Source organism: Virgibacillus salexigens (assembly GCF_000723585.1).
GTDB classification, from domain to species: Bacteria; Bacillota; Bacilli; order Bacillales; family Amphibacillaceae; genus Virgibacillus; species Virgibacillus salexigens.
The window spans coordinates 289,029-308,548 of sequence record NZ_CCDP010000001.1 but is presented as its reverse complement, the minus strand read 5'-3'; the positions used below and the strand labels follow the sequence as shown (position 1 = coordinate 308,548).

The 19,520-nt window shown below is 36.8% G+C and carries 22 protein-coding genes; 8 read left to right on the top strand and 14 right to left on the bottom strand.

What is annotated here, in order from left to right; translation table 11 throughout:
- Nucleotides 1-348: 348 nt before the first annotated feature.
- From BN990_RS01485 to BN990_RS01475, 3 genes are all read right to left on the bottom strand, one after another.
- Complete coding sequence (locus tag BN990_RS01485) at nucleotides 349-1,644, bottom strand: Nramp family divalent metal transporter (protein WP_021290082.1); 1,296 nt, start codon at nucleotides 1,642-1,644, stop codon at nucleotides 349-351.
- A 466-nt stretch (nucleotides 1,645-2,110) separates the two neighbouring features.
- Entirely contained in the window at nucleotides 2,111-2,827 is a 717-nt protein-coding gene (locus BN990_RS01480; RefSeq protein ID WP_021290083.1) for a GntR family transcriptional regulator, read from the bottom strand.
- 61 nt (nucleotides 2,828-2,888) lie between these two features.
- A complete protein-coding gene (locus BN990_RS01475; RefSeq protein ID WP_021290084.1) occupies nucleotides 2,889-4,055 on the bottom strand; it encodes a TraB/GumN family protein in 1,167 nt (388 codons plus the stop codon).
- 199 nt (nucleotides 4,056-4,254) lie between these two features.
- Here BN990_RS01475 and BN990_RS01470 point away from each other — a divergent pair, with 199 nt between their 5' ends.
- A complete protein-coding gene (locus tag BN990_RS01470; RefSeq protein WP_031335245.1) occupies nucleotides 4,255-4,683 on the top strand; it encodes an organic hydroperoxide resistance protein in 429 nt (142 codons plus the stop codon).
- Nucleotides 4,684-4,860: 177 nt separating this feature from the next.
- Here the strand turns inward: BN990_RS01470 and BN990_RS01465 are convergent, their stop codons facing one another.
- The 4 genes from BN990_RS01465 to BN990_RS01450 all read right to left on the bottom strand — a co-directional run bounded on the left by BN990_RS01465 (nucleotide 4,861) and on the right by BN990_RS01450 (nucleotide 8,349).
- Entirely contained in the window at nucleotides 4,861-5,298 is a 438-nt protein-coding gene (locus BN990_RS01465; RefSeq protein ID WP_021290086.1) for a MarR family winged helix-turn-helix transcriptional regulator, read from the bottom strand.
- A 97-nt stretch (nucleotides 5,299-5,395) separates the two neighbouring features.
- Nucleotides 5,396-6,793 (bottom strand): alanine/glycine:cation symporter family protein, encoded by a 1,398-nt coding sequence (locus BN990_RS01460; protein WP_021290087.1) that lies wholly within the window; start codon nucleotides 6,791-6,793, stop codon nucleotides 5,396-5,398.
- A 281-nt stretch (nucleotides 6,794-7,074) separates the two neighbouring features.
- Nucleotides 7,075-7,380 carry a hypothetical protein gene (locus tag BN990_RS01455; protein WP_021290088.1) on the bottom strand — a complete coding sequence of 102 codons (306 nt, stop codon included), beginning with the start codon at nucleotides 7,378-7,380 and terminating at the stop codon, nucleotides 7,075-7,077.
- A 117-nt stretch (nucleotides 7,381-7,497) separates the two neighbouring features.
- A complete protein-coding gene (locus tag BN990_RS01450) occupies nucleotides 7,498-8,349 on the bottom strand; it encodes a LysR family transcriptional regulator (protein ID WP_038241831.1) in 852 nt (283 codons plus the stop codon).
- Nucleotides 8,350-8,469: 120 nt separating this feature from the next.
- On the opposite strand from BN990_RS01450, the gene BN990_RS01445 reads away from it, so the two are divergent.
- From BN990_RS01445 to BN990_RS01435, 3 genes are all read left to right on the top strand, one after another.
- Entirely contained in the window at nucleotides 8,470-9,036 is a 567-nt protein-coding gene (locus BN990_RS01445) for a flavodoxin family protein (protein WP_021290090.1), read from the top strand.
- 89 nt (nucleotides 9,037-9,125) lie between these two features.
- Nucleotides 9,126-9,452: a hypothetical protein gene (locus tag BN990_RS01440; RefSeq protein WP_021290091.1), complete on the top strand. Its 327-nt coding sequence runs from the start codon at nucleotides 9,126-9,128 to the stop codon at nucleotides 9,450-9,452.
- Nucleotides 9,453-9,616: 164 nt separating this feature from the next.
- Nucleotides 9,617-10,801 (top strand): MFS transporter, encoded by a 1,185-nt coding sequence (locus BN990_RS01435; protein WP_021290092.1) that lies wholly within the window; start codon nucleotides 9,617-9,619, stop codon nucleotides 10,799-10,801.
- Nucleotides 10,802-11,092: 291 nt separating this feature from the next.
- On the opposite strand, the gene BN990_RS01430 is transcribed toward BN990_RS01435, so the two are convergent.
- Nucleotides 11,093-11,650, bottom strand: a complete 558-nt coding sequence (locus tag BN990_RS01430; protein ID WP_021290093.1) for a maltose acetyltransferase domain-containing protein — start codon at nucleotides 11,648-11,650, stop codon at nucleotides 11,093-11,095.
- A 190-nt stretch (nucleotides 11,651-11,840) separates the two neighbouring features.
- On the opposite strand from BN990_RS01430, the gene BN990_RS01425 reads away from it, so the two are divergent.
- Complete coding sequence (locus BN990_RS01425) at nucleotides 11,841-12,167, top strand: antibiotic biosynthesis monooxygenase family protein (RefSeq protein ID WP_021290094.1); 327 nt, start codon at nucleotides 11,841-11,843, stop codon at nucleotides 12,165-12,167.
- Nucleotides 12,168-12,425: 258 nt separating this feature from the next.
- On the opposite strand, the gene BN990_RS01420 is transcribed toward BN990_RS01425, so the two are convergent.
- The gene (locus tag BN990_RS01420) at nucleotides 12,426-13,430 is read right to left on the bottom strand and encodes a YeiH family protein (RefSeq protein WP_031335251.1); all 1,005 of its coding nucleotides are present in this window, start codon (nucleotides 13,428-13,430) and stop codon (nucleotides 12,426-12,428) included.
- Between the two features lie 134 nt (nucleotides 13,431-13,564).
- Between BN990_RS01420 and BN990_RS01415 the strand changes: the two genes are divergently transcribed.
- Nucleotides 13,565-14,461 (top strand): LysR family transcriptional regulator, encoded by an 897-nt coding sequence (locus tag BN990_RS01415; protein ID WP_021290096.1) that lies wholly within the window; start codon nucleotides 13,565-13,567, stop codon nucleotides 14,459-14,461.
- Between the two features lie 47 nt (nucleotides 14,462-14,508).
- Here BN990_RS01415 and BN990_RS23545 read toward each other — a convergent pair whose 3' ends face one another.
- From BN990_RS23545 to mreB, 4 genes are all read right to left on the bottom strand, one after another.
- On the bottom strand, nucleotides 14,509-14,619 hold the full coding sequence (locus BN990_RS23545) for a DUF3953 domain-containing protein (RefSeq protein WP_148530674.1): 111 nt from the start codon (nucleotides 14,617-14,619) through the stop codon (nucleotides 14,509-14,511).
- A gap of 185 nt (nucleotides 14,620-14,804) precedes the next feature.
- Nucleotides 14,805-15,077 carry an AbrB/MazE/SpoVT family DNA-binding domain-containing protein gene (locus tag BN990_RS01410; protein ID WP_021290097.1) on the bottom strand — a complete coding sequence of 91 codons (273 nt, stop codon included), beginning with the start codon at nucleotides 15,075-15,077 and terminating at the stop codon, nucleotides 14,805-14,807.
- Nucleotides 15,078-15,181: 104 nt separating this feature from the next.
- A complete protein-coding gene (locus tag BN990_RS01405; protein WP_158295212.1) occupies nucleotides 15,182-15,652 on the bottom strand; it encodes a hypothetical protein in 471 nt (156 codons plus the stop codon).
- Nucleotides 15,653-15,772: 120 nt separating this feature from the next.
- Nucleotides 15,773-16,774: a rod shape-determining protein MreB gene (mreB, locus tag BN990_RS01400; RefSeq protein WP_021290099.1), complete on the bottom strand. Its 1,002-nt coding sequence runs from the start codon at nucleotides 16,772-16,774 to the stop codon at nucleotides 15,773-15,775.
- Between the two features lie 251 nt (nucleotides 16,775-17,025).
- Here mreB and BN990_RS01395 point away from each other — a divergent pair, with 251 nt between their 5' ends.
- Nucleotides 17,026-17,676 carry a methyltransferase family protein gene (locus tag BN990_RS01395; RefSeq protein WP_021290100.1) on the top strand — a complete coding sequence of 217 codons (651 nt, stop codon included), beginning with the start codon at nucleotides 17,026-17,028 and terminating at the stop codon, nucleotides 17,674-17,676.
- A gap of 125 nt (nucleotides 17,677-17,801) precedes the next feature.
- Here the strand turns inward: BN990_RS01395 and BN990_RS01390 are convergent, their stop codons facing one another.
- Entirely contained in the window at nucleotides 17,802-18,443 is a 642-nt protein-coding gene (locus BN990_RS01390; protein WP_021290101.1) for a GNAT family N-acetyltransferase, read from the bottom strand.
- Between the two features lie 149 nt (nucleotides 18,444-18,592).
- On the opposite strand from BN990_RS01390, the gene BN990_RS01385 reads away from it, so the two are divergent.
- The gene (locus BN990_RS01385) at nucleotides 18,593-19,399 is read left to right on the top strand and encodes a zinc-dependent metalloprotease (RefSeq protein WP_021290102.1); all 807 of its coding nucleotides are present in this window, start codon (nucleotides 18,593-18,595) and stop codon (nucleotides 19,397-19,399) included.
- Nucleotides 19,400-19,520: the final 121 nt, after the last annotated feature.

The following is a 19,520-nucleotide window of genomic DNA, read 5'->3' as shown; positions in this document are numbered from 1 at the left end:
TGTTTTAAGAGATCGTAAAGTATTTGTAAATCAGATTTACAGGTACAACCTTAATAAACAAAAAGGATAGATAAAAAAACAAACAAGATCCCTTGTTCTTTTAAGGAGACTGAAAAACTAATTTCACACGCTTTTTTCGCTAAAGGTTCGGTATCTTCATTAAAATAGCATCGAAATAGGAACAAAATAAAAAGCTGGCATATGCCAGCATCCAGTTTGTTTTGTATTTCTGTAATTTCGTTGTTGTTCTGTTGTATTAAGCAGTAATTTATAAGGGAAAGTTATTTTGTCATGTATAAAAATGTTGACAGGATATTATCTATGTACCGAACCGCCTATTCATATAAACTAACCAAAAATCATTTGAAACAGCTCACTGCCCCCGAGGTATACATATAGTAAAATGATGAGGCCAAAAATAGTATTCTTCACCTTACCGTTTTGATCAGTCTTATCAATGTGTTTTGAATTTAGTAGATACAACAGGACAGCAGCCAGAATTGGCATAAATGCCGCACCAAGAGCACCGTATAGAAGCACAATCGCCACTGGCTGTTTAAATAACAAGAGTAGCATCGGTGGGAATGTTATCCAAAAGAGATAGAATCGAAATGACGAATCCTTTTCATTTATTGGCTTTTCTTTTCCTGAAGCCTTATGCCCTTTATTCTTTACTATACGAACAAAATCTGCAAACAAATAGGACATCCCATGCCAAGGTCCTACGATAGATGTGAAAACAGCACCCCATACTCCAATTAGAAAAATCCAGCGAGCTAGATCTCCAAACCTCGCACCATAGGCATCAGCTAGACCTACAAGTCCCTCATTGCCACTAATTGTTATTCCTGAACCAAACAATAATTCCGCGGCAATTATCATGACGCTTATTGCAAATATACCTGTAACTATATAAGCTACTGACACATCCAGTTTCATAATCGAAATCCAACGCCTGTCCCTCCAGCCCTTTGCATAGATCCAATATGCATAGGAGGTAAGGGTAATAGAAGCACCAACTCCTCCTAATATGCCCAATATCTTAAAAAATGAACCTCTTGGTATGGAGGGAGCTAGCCCATATGCTACGTTTCCTGTATTTGCGACAATCATGATCGCGGATCCAATTATACTTATAAACATTACACCAATTAATATCTTTAAGAAATTCTCAATCACTTGATACCTGCCGAACCAAACAAGTAGGAAACCACAAATTCCCGAGCTGATTGCCCATAAGGAAAAAGAAGTACCCGGGAACATAGCAACCATTATCATTGCACACGTTCCTGTTATCGCTGAACCGTATATTAATCCCATTAAAATAAGGTATACTCCAAAGTAGCCAGTTGCCCACCAACCGGTCATATGCCATCCTTCTAAAATGGTTTTTCCAGAAGCTAAATACCAACGCCCTATTCCTTCAGTTAGGACAAATTTAATAAAAGCTCCTACAATGATGACCCATACCAACGTCAACCCAAAACTTGTTCCTGCAATGGAAGCCATAACAAAATCACCAGCTCCTACACCGGTAGCTGCAACAACAAATCCAGGCCCAACGAATTTCAATTTGTCTTTTAAGTTTTTAGGTAGCGTAGCCTTGGAAGTCCTTTGTGGATCGACAATTTTTTTAGTTTCCACCTTCATTCCTCCCTTAAAATAATTGAGATTTGTTTTGAACGCTTATCAACTAATCCAAAGATTGAAACCGCATTATGATATACATTTAATCGATTTAACATATAAAAAGAATCCAAATGAGTTTTTTTACATTCATTTAGTTATTTATAAGATTATAATTGGTTTATTTTCGAAAGTCAACAATATTCAATAAATTATGTTTATTCTAACTATTGATCTCACAGGTAACTAAAACTCCATTGGTAGAAGCAAAATAAATATCCTCGTTCATCATCGATAGCTTTTAATAACGGGGCAATTCTTTGAATGGTATAATTTCTTCGCTCTAAACTTCCTTGTTAGGTGCTTACACTACCTTTTCAAATACAATTATAATGAAGTATTCCATTAAAATTGCAGCATTAAAAAAGCTTGTAGAGAAAATTCCTCTACAAGCATAGGGAGGAGCGCATACTGCTGCTCCCATTTACTTCATCGTGATATCATATTTAAATTTATCACTGCGGTATAAAATTTTCGTATACTCAAGTACATCCTGTGATGGTACATCTACACATTCACTTTCTACAACGATCAGGGGAACCATGCTACTGCAAGATAATAATTTTTGTTCATCAGATGTGGGAAAGCTCGTGCTTAAATAGCTTTGATTACTTGTAAATGACGTATAACCTTGACTTCGATAATAAGCAAACATAGATAGAATCCCCTGACCCTCTGTAGCAATATCAAGAAATTTCGCTTCCCTAACAAATGACTGATGAATCGCAATCGGCTCTTCATCTATGTATCGTAACCTGCCAATATTAAACACCGTTTCTGCTTCATTCGCCTGTAAGATTCCGTAAATCTTTTGGTCATAGGCAATTGGTTCACAATACATATTTTCCGTTGTTAGATGATAGCCGGCCTGTTTCATCTTTTCTGTAAAACTTGTCTTTCCTGTTAGATGTAATTGGATCGGTCTAGATGCGTCTTTCAGGAAGCGTCCGGTGCCTTGCTTTGAATAAATATACCCTCGATCTTCCAACGTAGTTAATGCTTTTCGAGCAGTCATTCTCGGTACATCATAGTCTTGTGATAACCTGTTTTCAGAAGGAAGCTTTTCTCCAGGCTTTATGGACTTACTAATAATCTTTTCCATGATGTCGTCAATGATTTGTGCTTCTTTATCCACCCTCATACAAATCATCTCCTTTTTTACGTAAATGGAAATGTTCGAAATCATTCATGGAACGTAGGATTTATAAGTTTTCTAAAAACACACGAATTACATCTACTCCGCCAATAAAGGTTCCAAGTGAGCTTCCTAAGTTTGCAAGCACAATAATTAATAGTACTCTGGTTACTTTGTTTTTCCAAAACCCTTTGACGGAAAAGACATCTTCCGATAATGTCTCAAAATCTCGTACATGCGGCCTGCGAATATATGCTTGTACAAAGCCAGCGAACCAGCCTGCAGCTAGTAAGGGATTCAGCGAAGTAATTGGCGCAACGACAAAAGCAGTAAGAATGGTCAATGGATGGCCCATAGCAATTAATGCACCAATTGCCGATAGACTACCGTTCCAGATGATCCAACTTAATGTTTGTTCCCATCCAGCTTGAGGATTTGCCATAAACGTATAGACAATAATCGCTAAAATAAGAACGGGAATGGACCACCCAATTATTTTTGGAATATTTGATTTCGGAGGTACCTCTGCCAATGTATGTAAATCATGATCCTGTTTAATTTGTTCTTTAATCCCCGGCACATGGGCAGCTCCTAATACCGCAACGATTTTATCGCCGGATGCCTCTTTGATTTTCTGTGCTAAATATTGGTCTCGCTCGTCAATTAATGGTTTCTTCAACTTCGGAAATGAATCGGTAAATTCTTGCAAAATGGTATGAATGGTATCCTGATTTTTCATTCTTTCTAATTCTTCTTCTGATATCGTTTCTCTACTGAAGATACTAGCAATTACCTGCGCAAGCAAGATTGCCTTCCCTTTTAATCCAATGCTGCTCCAAATTCGAGCAAATGTAATTTGGATATTTCGGTCAGCCAACACTAGCTCAGCATCAACAGCTTGAGCAGATTCCATCCCTTGAATCATCTCTTGCCCTGGATTAATTCCAAATTGTTTGGCCATCTTTTTTTGAAACGACGAAATAGCTAGATTCATTAATAATAGGGAGGCTTTCTTATCTTTAATCACCTTAAAAATATCCATATCTTTCCAACTGTTTCCATCTTTCACTGATTGATAACGTTGTTCATCCAACTCGATACATACCGAATCTGGCCGTTCTTCTTCAATTACAGCTTTCACTTGTTCCGCGCTATGCTTGGAAACATGTGCTGTTCCAATCAGGATATATTCTTTATTATTTATATGCATACGTGTTATATTTTCTTCCGTCATGAATTACCTTCCTTTAGTTTCAATCATTTAGCATTCATAGGTTAATTATACTGTATATACAAAAAATTTTATAGGAAATTAACGAAGAACATTGTTGTAGTTAAATTACTCGGTCTTTTTATTGACGAATGTTTATCTATTTAGTACTATTAAATCGTGCGCAATTTAATTTTATAAAATTTAAATGAGAGAGGGTTATATAATGAAACCAATGTTTACAACCACCGTTTCTTCTGTAGGAGGTAGAAATGGGAAAATTGTTTCTAGCGATGGCAGATTAGAACATGATATTGCAATGCCAGGCACAGCAAAAGCCAAAGAGAAACCAGAAGCTACCAACCCAGAACAGCTATTTGCTGCTGGATATGCTGCTTGTTTCGGTAGCGCGTTAGAAATGACAGCAAATCAACAGAAAATTGACTTAGATAGTGAAGTCATCGCACATGTTAGCATGTACAAGGATGAAAAAGATAATGGATTTAAATTAGGTGTGAAGCTAGAGGTAATTGGGACCGGTATCACTCAAACAACATTAGACAATCTGGTAGAAAAAGCGCACCACGTATGTCCCTACTCAAAAGCAACTACAGGCAACGTGGAGGTTGAATTAATTACAAGCGTTAAGTAAGCTACAACCGCTTTATATCCTACTCATAGGTAAACAGAAATCAAAAAGCCATTGAGATATAGAATAACCCGAACGATAATCTGCATATAACTTCGTTTATGCAGATTATCGTTCGGGTTTTTTAAAATTCTACTGAGACCGTACCTGGGAAACAGATGAGGTAAAATTATGTTTTAGCTACTTTTGATGATTTAATCGGTCCAGGAGCAGCTCTAGTTGATTTCGAAGTTGTTCGATTTGTTCTATTTCCATTCCAAATTTATCTATAATTTTAATAGGAATATCAGAAGCTTCCTGTTGTAATTGTTCTCCTTTTTCCGTTAAAACCACATTTACGGTCCGCTCATCTTCAATTGAACGAATCCGGCGAACAATATCCTGTTGCTCCATACGTTTCAACATAGGTGTGAGAGTTCCTGTATCAAGATGTAAATAGAGTCCAATCTGTTTCACCGGCATTTTTTTATATTGCCATAGTAGTAACAGCACTAAATATTGTGGATACGTAATATTTAGTTTTTCTAAAAGCGGTTTATATTGTTTGGTAACTTCTCTTGAACTGGCATATAGTAGAAAACATAGTTGATTTTCTAAATGCATGTGTTCAGCGCTCATTTCACTCACCAGTCCTTTATTTCCTACAATAATCGTTTTTCCTAATTATACTGGAAAAGCAAATACATCTCAAAGGATCTTACATCTACCCATCCCGCTAGCCAATTTTTTTGCCAGATTGTTTATAAAAGTTACTGAAATAATCATTCGTCTCAGTTGCAACTACTTTATATAAGAGTAATAGCCCAATAAGGTTTGGAATCATCATCAAGGCGTTAGCCATATCAGCAAATGCCCACACCGTTGTTAACTTCGCAATGGTTCCGATAAAGGTAGCTCCTATATAAATCGTACGATAAACACTAATATAGTTTAATCCGAATAAATACTCAAAACATTTAATACCGTATACATACCATCCTAAGATAGTCGAGAATCCAAAGAAAACGACAGATATGGATACAATATATTCACCGATATTACCTAATGATGAACCAAAGGCTGCACTTGTTAAGGCACCCGCTTCAAGCCCTGCATCATGCGTAACTCCTGAAAGAAGCCCGCCTGTTGTATCCCAAAAACCCGTTACTAATAATACAAGCCCAGTCATCGTACAAACAATGATCGTTACAATGAAAGTCCCAGTCATTGCCACTAAGGCCTGTTTCACTGGATGGCTAGTCTTTGCATTTCCAGCAATCAAAGCAACTGTACCAAGTCCAGCTTCATTCGAAAAGATTCCTTTCGATACGCCATTTCGAATCGCCTCTGTCACAACCACACCAGAAAATCCACCTACAGCTGATATGGGATGAAATGCATAGGTAAATATTAAATCAAAAGCAGGGATAATTTTATCATAATTTAAACCAATGATTAGAAGTGACGCACCAATATATAGAATTGCCATGAGCGGCACAAACACACTAGCCACTGAACTGATACGCTGCAGCCCACCGAAAATGATCAACGATGTAAATATAACAAGAATAACACCCGTAGTTATACCATTTATATTAAAACTATTTTCCATCACGTCTGCGATTGTGTTTGACTGTACACTATTTCCAATTCCTAATGCCGCGAAAGCACCAAAAAATGCAAAGGCAAGAGCAAGGGGCTTCCATTTCTTCCCTATACCTCTTTCGATATAGTACATCGGGCCACTGGAATATTCTCCGTCATCATTTTTAACACGATATTTCATAGCAAGTAAAGCTTCTGCATATTTCGTCGCCATTCCTACTAGTCCAACGATCCACATCCAGAAGATTGCTCCTGGTCCACCGAGGGTAACCGCTGTTGCTACACCAGCAATGTTTCCATTACCAACCATTCCAGCAAGTGATGTCATTAATGCCTTAAAATTGCTGACATCACCTTCCGTACCATCATCTTCTTTGTCTTTTGTAAAGGCAATTTTAAAAGCATATCCAAGATTTTTAAATTGTAAGCCCTTTAAAACAAATGTTAAAAATAATCCAGTCCCAACTAATAATATTAAACTTGGTGTTCCCCAAAGTACTTCATTAATATTTTCAAGAATGTTAAGCATACATATCCTCCTATGTGAGATCTCGAGATGTTGTAAAAAGTTAAACTTCATTGTTTATTTGATGTAATGGGGGTATTTCCTTTGTTACGATATAGTAGGAATAAAGCCATTTCTATCCTAGCATATTACCTAATCCAATGCATGCGCTTTCAATGGACAATGCAAAAAATTTTTATGCACATTTAACGATGTTAATACATTTTTGTATTTATGTACAGTACTTCGTTACTACCCCACATAAAAACAACCATGAGTCAGCCCCTCATGGTTTAAACATGTATTTATCCATGCCTTTTTGTAAACCCAAACCCACAGGTAAAAGCAGATTGTAAGCGCATATAATTATATAGGGTTCTAGCGTGTCTCCCTTTTTCTGTTCTTGGATTGATTTTTGCTCGAAGTTGATCCATAAATATCTGATCGCATTTACATGGATCACCATAGCGTTGATAACATTCATCATGTGCCTTACATACAGCATCTACATCATTGATTGGCGTTCCAGGACCACTACACCCAGGTCCGCACCACCTGTATCCCCGTGGAAAACAAAAGCCAGGTCTGCTAAACGCTCGATCTCTACGCAATGCAAACACCTCCTCTAAATAGAATCTACTATAATCTATTCCAGATGGTGTCTGCCGGTCTATGCATCTTCATTATCTATGGTACAATCTCCAGTCGTTGTACAGAAAAAAGAAGACTTATGCTAGCATATTCAGAAATACTTTTAAATTAGGGGAAAGCCACTTGTCTTTATGTCTTGCGGCATATACCCCAATTATATTTGAAGGGCTGAAGGACGGCGTTTCTACCAACTTCCCTTCCAATATCTGATCTTTTACTACGAAATAAGGCAGCATGGAATTACCTAATCCACAAAGAACGCATTGTTTAATTGCTTCAATACTTGGTAATTCAACTTTAGATATTACCTTATTCTCCATTGCCTTCAGATGCTGGTCAATAATCGTTCTCCAGCTGCACGTATATTCCGTAACAAGCATCGTTTCTGTAGTAGAAGAATGCGCAGCATTATCTGCGGATTGTACGAGCGCTAACGTTTCCTCACTTATTTTATCAATGAATAAAGCTTCGCTATGCCAATTCTCATCTTCTACTAATACAGCAGCATCTATCTCTCCGCGTTTTAATTGACCTTCCAAATCATCATATTGAATCGTTTTTAGCGTTAACTCTACCTTGGGAAACTGTTGACGAAATTGCATAATAATCGTTGGCAGCCAATAGATCATCAAAGATTCGCTTGCACCAATTGTTAATGGACCAGATGGTTCATTACTTGCATGTATCGTTGCTTTTGATTTTGTATATAGTTGAATAATTTCTGTTGCATATGGAAGAAAGTTTTTTCCTGCCTGCGTTAAAATTACTTTCTTTCCTAAACGGTCGAACAATGGTTGTTCCAATTCTTCCTCTAAGTCTTTTATATGTGCTGTAATTGATGATTGAGCATAACCCAACATTTCCGCTGCCTTTTTAAACCCGCCTAAGTCTACAATCGTTGTAAAAGTAATGAGCTGACGTAATTCCACCTTTACTTCACCTCTTTATTATCAAAAATACTGATCGATTAATTCAAATATATCTATTTTACTGAACTTAGTAATCAGTATATGCTAGAAGTAACTTTAATACAAGGGAGAGAGATTGATATGAAAATTATGACCTTATTAGGTAGTTCTAGAAAAGACGGAAATACTGCTTACCTAAGCAATAAAGCATTGGAAGGCATCGACCATAAAGAAATTTTTCTACTTGAGAAGAAATTGAACCCCATTGTTGATCAACGGCATGATGCCGGAGGATTTGACATGGTAAACGACGATTATGAAGAACTTTTCTTTGATTTTTTGCAATATGACACTTATTTCTTTGTCACCCCTGTTTATTGGTTTGGTGTATCTGGGCAAATGAAAATCTTCTTCGATCGTTGGAGTCAATATATGAAAGATGAACGCATCGATTTTTGGGAAGCTTTTCGAGGTAAAAAAGCTTACGTTATTGTTACAGGTGAAAATCCACACCCTAAAACAGCTGCATTGCCACTAATCTTACAATTCAATGCGATATTTGAGTATTTGAATATGGAATTTGTGGATTATGTCATCGGTAAGGCAAATAAACCAGGGGATATTCAATCAGATGCTTATGCTTTAGAAAAAATGAAACTGTGGAACCAACAATTAAAGGCTGATTCATCAGAATTAACGATACGCTAACCGTTCCATCATTCATATCATCTTGTGATAAAGACACATTTTTAGTCACATTTGAATACGATATGGGTGAATATAAGGAGGTTGATGAGATGAATTATCCTAATAATCAAACAGAAAGCAACGGCTCTGAGTATCCTACGCAGGAGCAACGGATGAACATGAAGGAATTTTGCAACAATTATATATACCAGTTTATCCAGATCGAAACGAACGACGGTAGTATGCACATCGGAATCTTACACAGTTTTGATGATGAAAAATTATACATTCTAATGCCTTCAACTGAAGACAATCAACACAACCGATTTGAAGGGAATGACGAACGCTTATTTCCTTTCTTTGGACCGTTTGGCTTATTTGCCTTTCCATTCTATGGAGTTAGAAGATTTGGACCATATCGCCCTTATTGGTGGTAAATGAAAAGAGTCACTAATTTAATTAGTGACTTTTTTCATTGATTGCAGTCCTTACTACAGCCCACTAAATTATTCAATAAAAAAATAAGCAAAACCACTAGACATATGTCCAATCATGATATATTATATCTCCTTTCGTTTCTAAAACAGAAGGAGGTAAAAGCATGACTTCTATCCAACCAACTCGTAATTTAATCTTAGCTATCTTTATGATATCGACTTTCGCTATTGGCATGACAGAATACGTTGTTACAGGCTTACTAACACAGTTTGCTGCTGATTTAAATGTATCTGTATCGACAACTGGACTCTTGCTAAGTGTTTATGCCATTAGTGTAGCAATCTTTGGTCCAATACTGAGAATGGTTACGATTAAAATATCCCCTAAACCTTTGCTTATTTCTTTAATGGGGTTATTTATAGTTAGTAATATGATGGCAGCAATGGCACCAAACTTTGAAACACTTTTAGTATCTAGGTTATTCTCAGCAGCCATGCATGCACCGTTTTTTGGCTTATGTATGTCCATTGCTTATAATATATCCCCTCCCACAAAAGGTCCACGTGCTATTGCAGCAGTCCAAGGTGGTCTTACAATTGCTGTTATGTTAGGTGTTCCCTTTGGTTCTTATCTTGGCGGTTTTTTGGATTGGCGCTATGTGTTTTGGTTTATCTCAGCACTCGGTGTACTCGCACTCGTTGGCCTCATTTTATGTACACCAAATCAAAAGCCTGAAATAGCACCTAACTTAAAACAAGAGCTCACTATCTTTAAGAATAAGAATGTATTATTAATTCTAGCAATTATTGTTTTTGGGTTCTCCGGGGTGTTTACCGCTTATACGTTTATCGAACCGATGTTACGTGAATTTGCTGGATTAGGAGTAACAGGAATTACCGTGGCATTTTTCTGTTTCGGTTTAGGCGCAGTAATTGGGAATTTTGTCTCAGGAAGAATTCGTCCTGATTTCTTAACCGAACGATTGATACTAGCATTAGCTATTTTAGCAATGGCACTTGTCGCGTTCACATTTATGATTCAACTTACACCGTTAGCTTTTGTTATGTGCTTCTTATTCGGTGCAGGTACATTCGGTACAACGCCAATCTTAAACTCAAAAATTATTCTTGGCGGAAAGGAGGCACCATCTCTCTCAGGGACCATAGCTGCTTCTGTATTTAATTTAGCCAATAGTATCGGTGCCACATTAGGTACCCTCCTGCTGCATAGTGGGGCAAACTACAGGTGGATTACAATTATTGCTGCAAGTATGATTATATTAGGCATGATCCTTACTATCGTAACAAACAAGGTAGAAGATAAGTCATTATTTGCTGTTGAAGCGTAGAGGCTGAGTCAAAAGTGAACGAACTTCGGATAATCGACAAACCGATTAAATTGCAACCTGAAATATGGCATGCTTTCTGCGAGAACGGACTCAGTTACCGTAAGTAAGCAAAAATCCCTAGTGGGGCATTACGACTGTGCCGTGCCTGCAGGAGCTATGCCTATTTATTTTGTATGAGTAGCGGACAAGACAATCCCATTTTGATAGTAATTATTATTTTCAAAAACGAACGATAACGAATACTACGTTGAATAGGCTGATTGTTTTTCTATAATATTTTTGTTTCGCGCTCTACTCCAAATGTTTAATAAGTCGTGCCGGATTACCACCTACAACTACGTTATCAGGAACATCCTTTGTAACTACCGCTCCTGAAGCAATAACTGCATTATTACCGATTGAAACTCCAGGGTTAATAATTGAGCGGCCCCCAATCCACACATTATCTCCAATTGTAACCGGTTTTGCGAATTCCTTCCCAGAATTTCTTGCTTGGGCATGAAGTGGATGTGTGGCTGTATAAATATGTACACCAGGAGCAAGCATACAATTGTGCCCGATACGAACCTCGCACGCATCAAGGATGACACAATCAAAGTTAGCATAAAACTGATCCCCAACATGGATATTGTAGCCATAATCACACCGGAATGTTGGTTCAATAAATATATTTTCCCCCATGGAGCCAAATAAATCGTTGAGCAATACTTCTCTATCCGTACCTTCCATTTCTAATGATTGATTATAAAGTCGTGTCTTACGTCTACTTGTCCTTCGGTCATTTACTAAGGTTTGATCAGAAGGATTATATAATTCCCCATCTACCATCTTTTCTTTTTCCGTTTTCATATCATTCCTCCACATCTACGTTTGTTCTATTGTATTCAAATTATTTCCGTTAAGCCAGTTTCCGTAACGATTGTCTATTTATTAAACATAGAAAGAAGTATCACATCAATAGATATATCTCCACTCCTTCTTTTCCTATTCAAGTCAGAATAGAATAAGATAAATCGAAGTTGAAAGGAGAGATCTATCGGTGTGTGCTATTGCAAAGACACCAGAAGCTCCATATTATGCGGCTATATTCACATCACAACGCACGGATATTGATAAGGGGTATGATCAAACGGCAAAAAAGATGATCGAAATTGCTGAAAAACAAACTGGCTTTTTAGGCGTGGAGAGTTCTCGGGATACAAATGTAGGAATTACCGTATCCTATTGGGATTCATTAGAGGCGATTAATCAATGGAAAAACCATGCCGTCCACCAAATTGTGCAGAAAAAAGGGAAAGAAGAATGGTACCAGGCATTCGCTGTACGTATTTGTAAAGTAGAGCGTGCGAATAATTTTGAACTTTAGAACGAAGGAGGCGGGGCAGAACGAAAATAGTTAGCCCCAAAAGCCCCCTTAAAACTTAGCTTCTGCGGGAACAACTCCCCCTCGGAAAGCAGATATTGCTTACCGAGGTAGCTGAAGCCGCGGAAAGCGAAGGATTTGACGAAGCGATGATACAACCTATTTTAACTAATTGAAATGAAATGGTTCATATAATTATTATGAATAAAAACCTTTTGACCAGCCTCTAATAGATTTATTTTATAAAAGATAGGAATGAATTTAAACGAAGAATATAACGAGTAAATAACCCAAACCTGCTAATAAGACGGAACCGATTACTCCCGCTGCAAATGATTTCATACCTAATTTTCGAAACGTTTTGATATCCACATTCAAGCCAAGTCCCGCCATAGCCATTGCAATAAATAAATAAGCAATCGTAACAATAATTTCAGCCACATCCTGTGATACAATACCAAGTGTATTAAAACCACTCATGGCAATAAAGCCCAAAATAAACCATGGAATAATCGACATCGATACCTTTTTACCGGAATTACTGCCTATACGTTGAAACAAATATCCGATGATAATGGCTACTGGAACAAGTAATGCAACCCTCGTTAATTTAACAATCACTGCTATATCGATGGCATGACTGCCACCAGCTCCCGCGGCTGCTACTACATGTGCAACTTCATGTAATGTTGCACCAGTAAAAACACCGTACCCAGTTTGTGATAGATTTAAGAATGCATATAAAAATGTATAAATTAACGTAAACATTGTCCCCAAGACTGCCACAGTTGCTGCACCCACCGCTGTTTCATCATCTTTTGCCTTTACTTGTGGCGCAATTGCGACAACAGCTGCTGCTCCACAAATGGCCGTGCCACATGCAGTAAGTATGCCTAATCGCTTTTCTACCCCGAACAAGCGAGTTAATCCATAGACGACAAGTAGTGCAAATACAAGACATATTGCTGCAATCATAAATACACTTAATCCAGCGTTATAAATATCTGCTAAGTTGAGTCGCATCCCTAAGAGAATAATACCAAGACGTAACAGTTTCTTACTTGAGAAATTGATACCCGATTGTAAATGATCTCTAACACCAATCGTCGCTTTCCATATCATTCCAATAATGATTGCAATGACCAACTGCCCAAGTATAGATAAGAATGGTAAAACTGCTGCATATTTTGCCATTATAGCAATGAGTAATGTTAACCCAATTCCTTTTATAAATGCATATTGATTAGCTTTTGGTTCGCCCACCATATTCCCCAATTGTATCACTCCTTCAAAACCGATGATCGATATCAACTAAAACTTTAACGGAAGTATTGTTATTAGTAAAATACATATATATAATTGTAACTATTAATATTAATAATAGTTAAGGAGGATACCGAATGTATTATGATGCATTACGCACATTTATTACACTTGTCGACGTTAAAAATTTCACCAAAACAGCTGAAATATTACACATCTCGCAGCCAAGTGTCAGTCTACACATTAAAAACCTAGAAAAAGAGTTTGGAACCAATTTAATTGTTCGTTCTCCAAAATCTTTACAGGTATCACCAACAGGGGAAATCTTATATCACCGCGCAAAACAGATCATTACGATTTACGAACAAGCAAAGCAAGAAATTAGCGAGCATCATCACGCCGTGAAAGGAGAACTAAAAATCGGTGCTAGTTTTACGATTGGAGAATATATTTTGCCTGTAGTACTTGCTGAACTACAAGCAGCTTATCCAGAACTGGAATTGGAAGTAATGATAGGCAATACCGAAGAAGTTGTTCAAGATGTAAAACTATTCCATGTAGATATTGGGTTAATTGAAGGACAAACAAATGATAAAGAGCTGTCCGTTTATCCATTTATGCAAGATGAACTTTTTATTCTTGCTGGGGTGAATCATCCATTAGCAACAAAACCAAAAGTAACGATGGGGGATTTGCAACATCAAGCGTGGGTGACAAGAGAAGAAGGGTCTGGAACACGTGAGTACCTTGACCATGTCATTCGTTCCAATGGGTTAAAAGTCAAATCATTACTCACCATTAGTAGTAATCAAGGGGTTAAAGAAAGTGTTATTAAAGGATTGGGATTATCGCTCCTTTCTCACAGTGTGATTGAACGAGATGTACAATTACATCAATTAACCATTCTCCCATTAAAGAACATCTCATTCAATCGAACGCTTTCTTATGTTTACTCACCAATTATGAGAAAAAAACAGAATGTCGAGGCTTTTATACAGACGATATCAAAAAATAGAAACAACGTTTCAGAGTAAGACCGGTATATAAATGAAGCGATCTTACTCATTTTTTCTATTCTTAGCTAAAAATAGAGTAGTGTTACACAAATTAAGAGTAAAGAAATGATGAAACTAACGATTCCCATTAGCGTTCGTTTCTCCTTACATTCTCCTATTCCCATAATTATTGTCATTATCCAATGCAAAGGAGAATAAGACTGACTGATTTTGAAACACCTGTAATGAGGGAATAACTAAATAATACACACATAATGCATACAAGTAATTTCCTAACTGTATATAACAATCACTACATCCTCAATATTAAATTTAAACAACTGTATTCCAGTATTGTTAGAAGTCATCGAGCATGAATGTTCTAAATGTTATATTCTATCTCTCGTATCAGCTTTTTCGCACCTTCCGGACTAAGAATAATTCTTCCATTTGCAAGCGATAGGTTATTTCTTGAAATCTGCCCAGTAACTTGACACGTTTTATTGACATTGCATTTTTTTAAAATTATCTTATTATCCTCTACAAACACCTCAACTTCATCTCTAATATCAATATCTAATGTACGACGGAGTTCCTTGGGAATCACCACACGACCTAAATCATCAATTTTTCGTACAATACCAGTTGATTTCATTATTATTCTATCTCCTTTTTTATAAGAAAATTAAAGTGCCACTCGGGGATAAATTTTAAGTATTCCGAATTTATCAATGTGTCGTTACCAACAAACGAAATGATCTATTCATACTTCATATACTCAATATCCTCCACTTTCCAATCATCTTGAATGCGAATCATCTCAAGTCTTAGAAAAGTAGGACTGCTTGTTTTATTTTTTTCTACTTGGATTTCACTGTTGAAATGAGCAAATATCTCTTGACGATATGCTTCTTTATCACCATAATACACTTCTAAATCTTTAACATTTGTTACAATATTCGTAAAATCATGCGTTGTTTCTATTTCATTATGGAAGCGTAAACTTTTTTCTACACCTTTTGCTAAAAAAGATTTTACTTGGCGCTCATCCGGTTGATCTGTAAATTTAAAATAGGTTTGAATAAAATTCTGTGCTGCTTCTTTGGCTTGTGGAAATACTTCCGACTTTTCGATTCTTTTCATCTCTTGTATTTGGGTTTCCATTGAATGTATATCTGTATTTAAAGATGAATTACTAGCTTTTAATTCCTGATTTTGTATAATTAGCATACAAAGGAAAATGAATAATCCTATAGAGAGAAGAAATACAAAACTTCTCTTCTTCACTATCTATCACCTCTATTTATAATGACACATTTTTACCTTGTTTCATTCTAATTACGGATAAATTTAAACCACCTGATTTTTTGATATCTCATTTAGATTCTCTAATATGAATCCTGTACCCAAGGCTACACAGTTTTTTGGTTCTTCTACTAAAAATACGGGCACCTTTAATTCTTCTATAAGCAGTTCTTCTAACCCATGAATAAGGGCACCTCCACCAGTTAGCGTAATCCCCCGATCTATAATATCACCGGATAATTCTGGCGGTGTCCGTTCAAGTACGGATTTAACAGCTTGAACAATTAGAGATACTGATTCTCGTAGAGCTTCTTGCAATTCTACAGAATGAACAGAAATATTTCTCGGGAGACCAGAAACCAAATCTCTGCCACGAATATTCATCTCCTCACTACGACTGCTTTCATGTACTGTCGCAATGGTCGTTTTCATTTCTTCTGCCGTTCTATCCCCTATTAAAAGACCATATTTTTTCTTTATGTATTTAAGAATCTCGTTGTCGAATTTATCACCGGCCATATTGATAGATTCTGATGTTACAATATCTCCCATAGATAAGACTGCTATATCGGTTGTACCCCCACCGATATCAATTACCATATTTCCACTAGGTTTGTAAATATCCATTCCTGCCCCAATGGCTGCTACCTTTGGCTCCTCCTCCAAAAATACTTTAGACCCTCCCGCATTCTCTGCCACTTCCTTAATTGCTCGTTGTTCTACCTTTGTTACATTCGTAGGACAACAGATGAGCATTCTTGGTCTAGACATGAATCCTTTGACGTTAATTTTATTAATGAAATGTTTTAACATTGCCTCAGTACTATCAAAATCAGCGATTACACCATCTTGCAACGGACGAATAGCTACGATATTTCCGGGCGTTCGTCCAATCATTCTTCTTGCTGCTTCACCTACCTCGATCACTTTACCTGTGTTTCGGTCAAGCGCAACAACAGATGGTTCATCCAATACTATCCCTTTGCCTTTCACATGAATAAGTACATTCGCTGTCCCAAGGTCAATTCCAATATCCCTATAATTCATAGGTTAAATCCTCCTATAAAGCCATTAATAAAATGTGTAATTTGTCCCCTTTATTGACACCAATTAAGTATTTTAGCACACCGATTCCTAATAATCTGCCTTTTGTAATTTATTGACATTAAAATAATCCTTTTGTCCATGCCATTTCAACCACATACATACTTTTCATCCTACAGATTAAATAAAGTTTTTAGTCAATTAAGACATAATACCTATACATGCTATATTAGATATAGAGGAGGTGTTTCGAAATGAACTTATATCGAAAAAAAGAACAAAGCAGACTCCAAAAATGGACAGTTATTGGACTAGAAACACTCATACTTTTTCTAGCGGCTTGGTTGTTATTTTTCGTAGACGAGCAGCTTTCCCTGCGTAACTTTTTGCTATTTGGTTTGTTTTTAATTGTATATGGAAGAATGTACGTCACTATATTCTATTTATTAAAACGGAAGATGCCTTGGCAAGAGGCAATGACGATACCCGTTGCTTTTTCGTTATATTATATTGGATTTAGCATTTTCACACTGATAACCGACAAGCCTGTTGACCTTCTTGACATTGGCTCTATCCTTTTGTTTTTAATAGGGTCTTTTATCAATACTTATTCAGAAATCCAACGTGATCGATGGAAACGGGAACCAGCTCATAAAGGGGGATTATATACCGAAGGATTATTTACCTATGCTATGCATATTAATTATTTTGGGGATCTCGTCTGGGTGACTGCTTTAGCCTTATTCACAAGGTCAACAGGGGCACTAATTATCCCAATTATCTTGTTCTGCTTCCTCGCATGGTATAACATTCCAATACTTGATACCTATTTAGCTGACAAGTACGGAGAACAGTTCAAAAGATATAAACAATCTACGAATAAGCTGATTCCGTTTCTTTATTAACAGGAAGGGAAATCATTAAGAAAAGCTACTGTTAAAGGGTAACAGTAGCTTTTATGATGATTGCTCAAATCGATAGATTCCCTTTCTATCCCTTAACTTACAGTGATTCTGTAGAAATATCGATATCATAGGCTGGTAGCTGTATCTGTACTTCCCACATAATATGTTGCTTGCATGTCTTTAAGTAACACTAAGGCGATTTGATGAATTTTTGTTCCGTTACCTTGGTTACGCCATTTAGGAACAACGCCAAAATAAAACAACCTTCCCTCATTAACTGTTCCCATTTCAATATGAGGGATAGCTAACCCAATAACTTCATCTCCGCTCTTAAAATAATAGCAGTGTTCCCGCCATGTTAAACCAAGCTCGCTTTGCAATGAACGCATGAATTCATCTACCGACTGCTGTTTATTTTTATTTGCCGTACCAGAACAGCATGTTTGATATAATACAGCAAAATCTTGGTCGCTCATCTTTCCTTCGATTAACGAATGAGTCAGAATGTTAGATTGGTGTCTAGATACCTCCTGGAGTTCCCGCGTATATTCCACAATCGAGGAAATTTTTGAAAACCCTAATTCAATCATTTGCTTGTGATTGGTTTCATCCATTAATACCGAAATATAATGACAATCCTGTTGCTTCCATTCGTTGAACAATTCTGTAAATGCTTCGATATAAGTATGAGCTGAGACTTGTTCTTGTTTAACTTGATCGACTAACCAATACATATGATCATTTTTTATCGTATGAAATAGTTTCATTTACTTATCCTCTCCCAAATACATATATTACCATTATTAACCATCATTTAAAATTATGGGTATTTGATCCTATTTTTACATATATTAGAAGGATTATTGATAGATTAGCAGAATATTAGAGTTACAAACAATATAGGGGGTCTATTTGTATGTATCTTAAACGAGTTGTTTCGATTGCACTTGCTTTTTCCATTTTATCCTCACCAATTACTGTATTAGGAAGCGCATCCTCGGTACATCACCATAATCATACGGAATCCACCTTGTACATGAATGCATTACCAAAGGCGAAAGAAAACACTCCTGATGAAGGTCCAGCTAAGATTGAAAAGTCTACTAAAGTAATAGAGTTCGGAGAAAACGGTGAGATAAAAGATATTACCAGCACAGAAAAAACAGTTTCTCCGAGTATAAGCAAAAGAAGCGACGTACAGCCTCAAGCTAGCAGAACAGTTACCGTCCTTGCAGTAGCAGACGAGGAGTATCGTACAGCTTACAGTGACTGGCAAAATCGTGTACAGCAAATCGTTGAAAATGCAGATGATGCATTCATTCGCGATCATGAAATTGATTTCCAAGTACAAGCAGTCGCTAGTTGGACATCTCAAGGTGCCAATAGTGGGCAAATACTTGCTGACTTAAGTGTAGATCATCCAGGTCAAAACTATGATTTTGTCGTTGGGTTTACCAACGATGTTAATTTTGATGCTGGAGGCATTGCATATGTGTACAATACAGATCCAGGCACTGCCTTTAGCGTTAATTTGGACCAAGGGATAACAAATACATCTAAGGCAGCACAACATGAATTCTCACATAATTATGGGTTGGGCCATGACCCTCAAGGAAGCGGAATACAATGTATTATGAACTATGATTATGCATACTCAGTAGATTATTGGGATCCTGCCCATAATAATCAGATTGCTAATAATAAATATTGGTATGGCCAGTAGTCCTAACCCGATCGCCCCTCCAAATAAATGGAGGGGTTTTTTAACGCCATCATTCAAATCCCCCCTTCAACTTATCATCCTATTTTTATATTATCAATCTTCACCAAGATACATATACTAT

Bases quoted from the DNA above. Each gene is read 5' to 3' on its own strand.
- BN990_RS01480 (WP_021290083.1), bottom strand. From the start codon at position 2,827: ATGAGGGTGGATAAAGAAGCACAAATCATTGACGACATCATGGAAAAG.
- BN990_RS01475 (WP_021290084.1), bottom strand. From the start codon at position 4,055: ATGACGGAAGAAAATATAACACGTATGCATATAAATAATAAAGAATAT.
- BN990_RS01465 (WP_021290086.1), bottom strand. From the start codon at position 5,298: ATGAGCGCTGAACACATGCATTTAGAAAATCAACTATGTTTTCTACTA.
- BN990_RS01460 (WP_021290087.1), bottom strand. From the start codon at position 6,793: ATGCTTAACATTCTTGAAAATATTAATGAAGTACTTTGGGGAACACCA.
- BN990_RS01445 (WP_021290090.1), top strand. From the start codon at position 8,470: ATGAAAATTATGACCTTATTAGGTAGTTCTAGAAAAGACGGAAATACT.
- BN990_RS01440 (WP_021290091.1), top strand. From the start codon at position 9,126: ATGAATTATCCTAATAATCAAACAGAAAGCAACGGCTCTGAGTATCCT.
- BN990_RS01435 (WP_021290092.1), top strand. From the start codon at position 9,617: ATGACTTCTATCCAACCAACTCGTAATTTAATCTTAGCTATCTTTATG.
- BN990_RS01430 (WP_021290093.1), bottom strand. From the start codon at position 11,650: ATGAAAACGGAAAAAGAAAAGATGGTAGATGGGGAATTATATAATCCT.
- BN990_RS01420 (WP_031335251.1), bottom strand. From the start codon at position 13,430: ATGGTGGGCGAACCAAAAGCTAATCAATATGCATTTATAAAAGGAATT.
- BN990_RS01415 (WP_021290096.1), top strand. From the start codon at position 13,565: ATGTATTATGATGCATTACGCACATTTATTACACTTGTCGACGTTAAA.
- BN990_RS23545 (WP_148530674.1), bottom strand. From the start codon at position 14,619: ATGACAATAATTATGGGAATAGGAGAATGTAAGGAGAAACGAACGCTA.
- BN990_RS01410 (WP_021290097.1), bottom strand. From the start codon at position 15,077: ATGAAATCAACTGGTATTGTACGAAAAATTGATGATTTAGGTCGTGTG.
- BN990_RS01405 (WP_158295212.1), bottom strand. From the start codon at position 15,652: ATGCTAATTATACAAAATCAGGAATTAAAAGCTAGTAATTCATCTTTA.
- mreB (WP_021290099.1), bottom strand. From the start codon at position 16,774: ATGAATTATAGGGATATTGGAATTGACCTTGGGACAGCGAATGTACTT.
- BN990_RS01395 (WP_021290100.1), top strand. From the start codon at position 17,026: ATGAACTTATATCGAAAAAAAGAACAAAGCAGACTCCAAAAATGGACA.
- BN990_RS01390 (WP_021290101.1), bottom strand. From the start codon at position 18,443: ATGAAACTATTTCATACGATAAAAAATGATCATATGTATTGGTTAGTC.
- BN990_RS01385 (WP_021290102.1), top strand. From the start codon at position 18,593: ATGTATCTTAAACGAGTTGTTTCGATTGCACTTGCTTTTTCCATTTTA.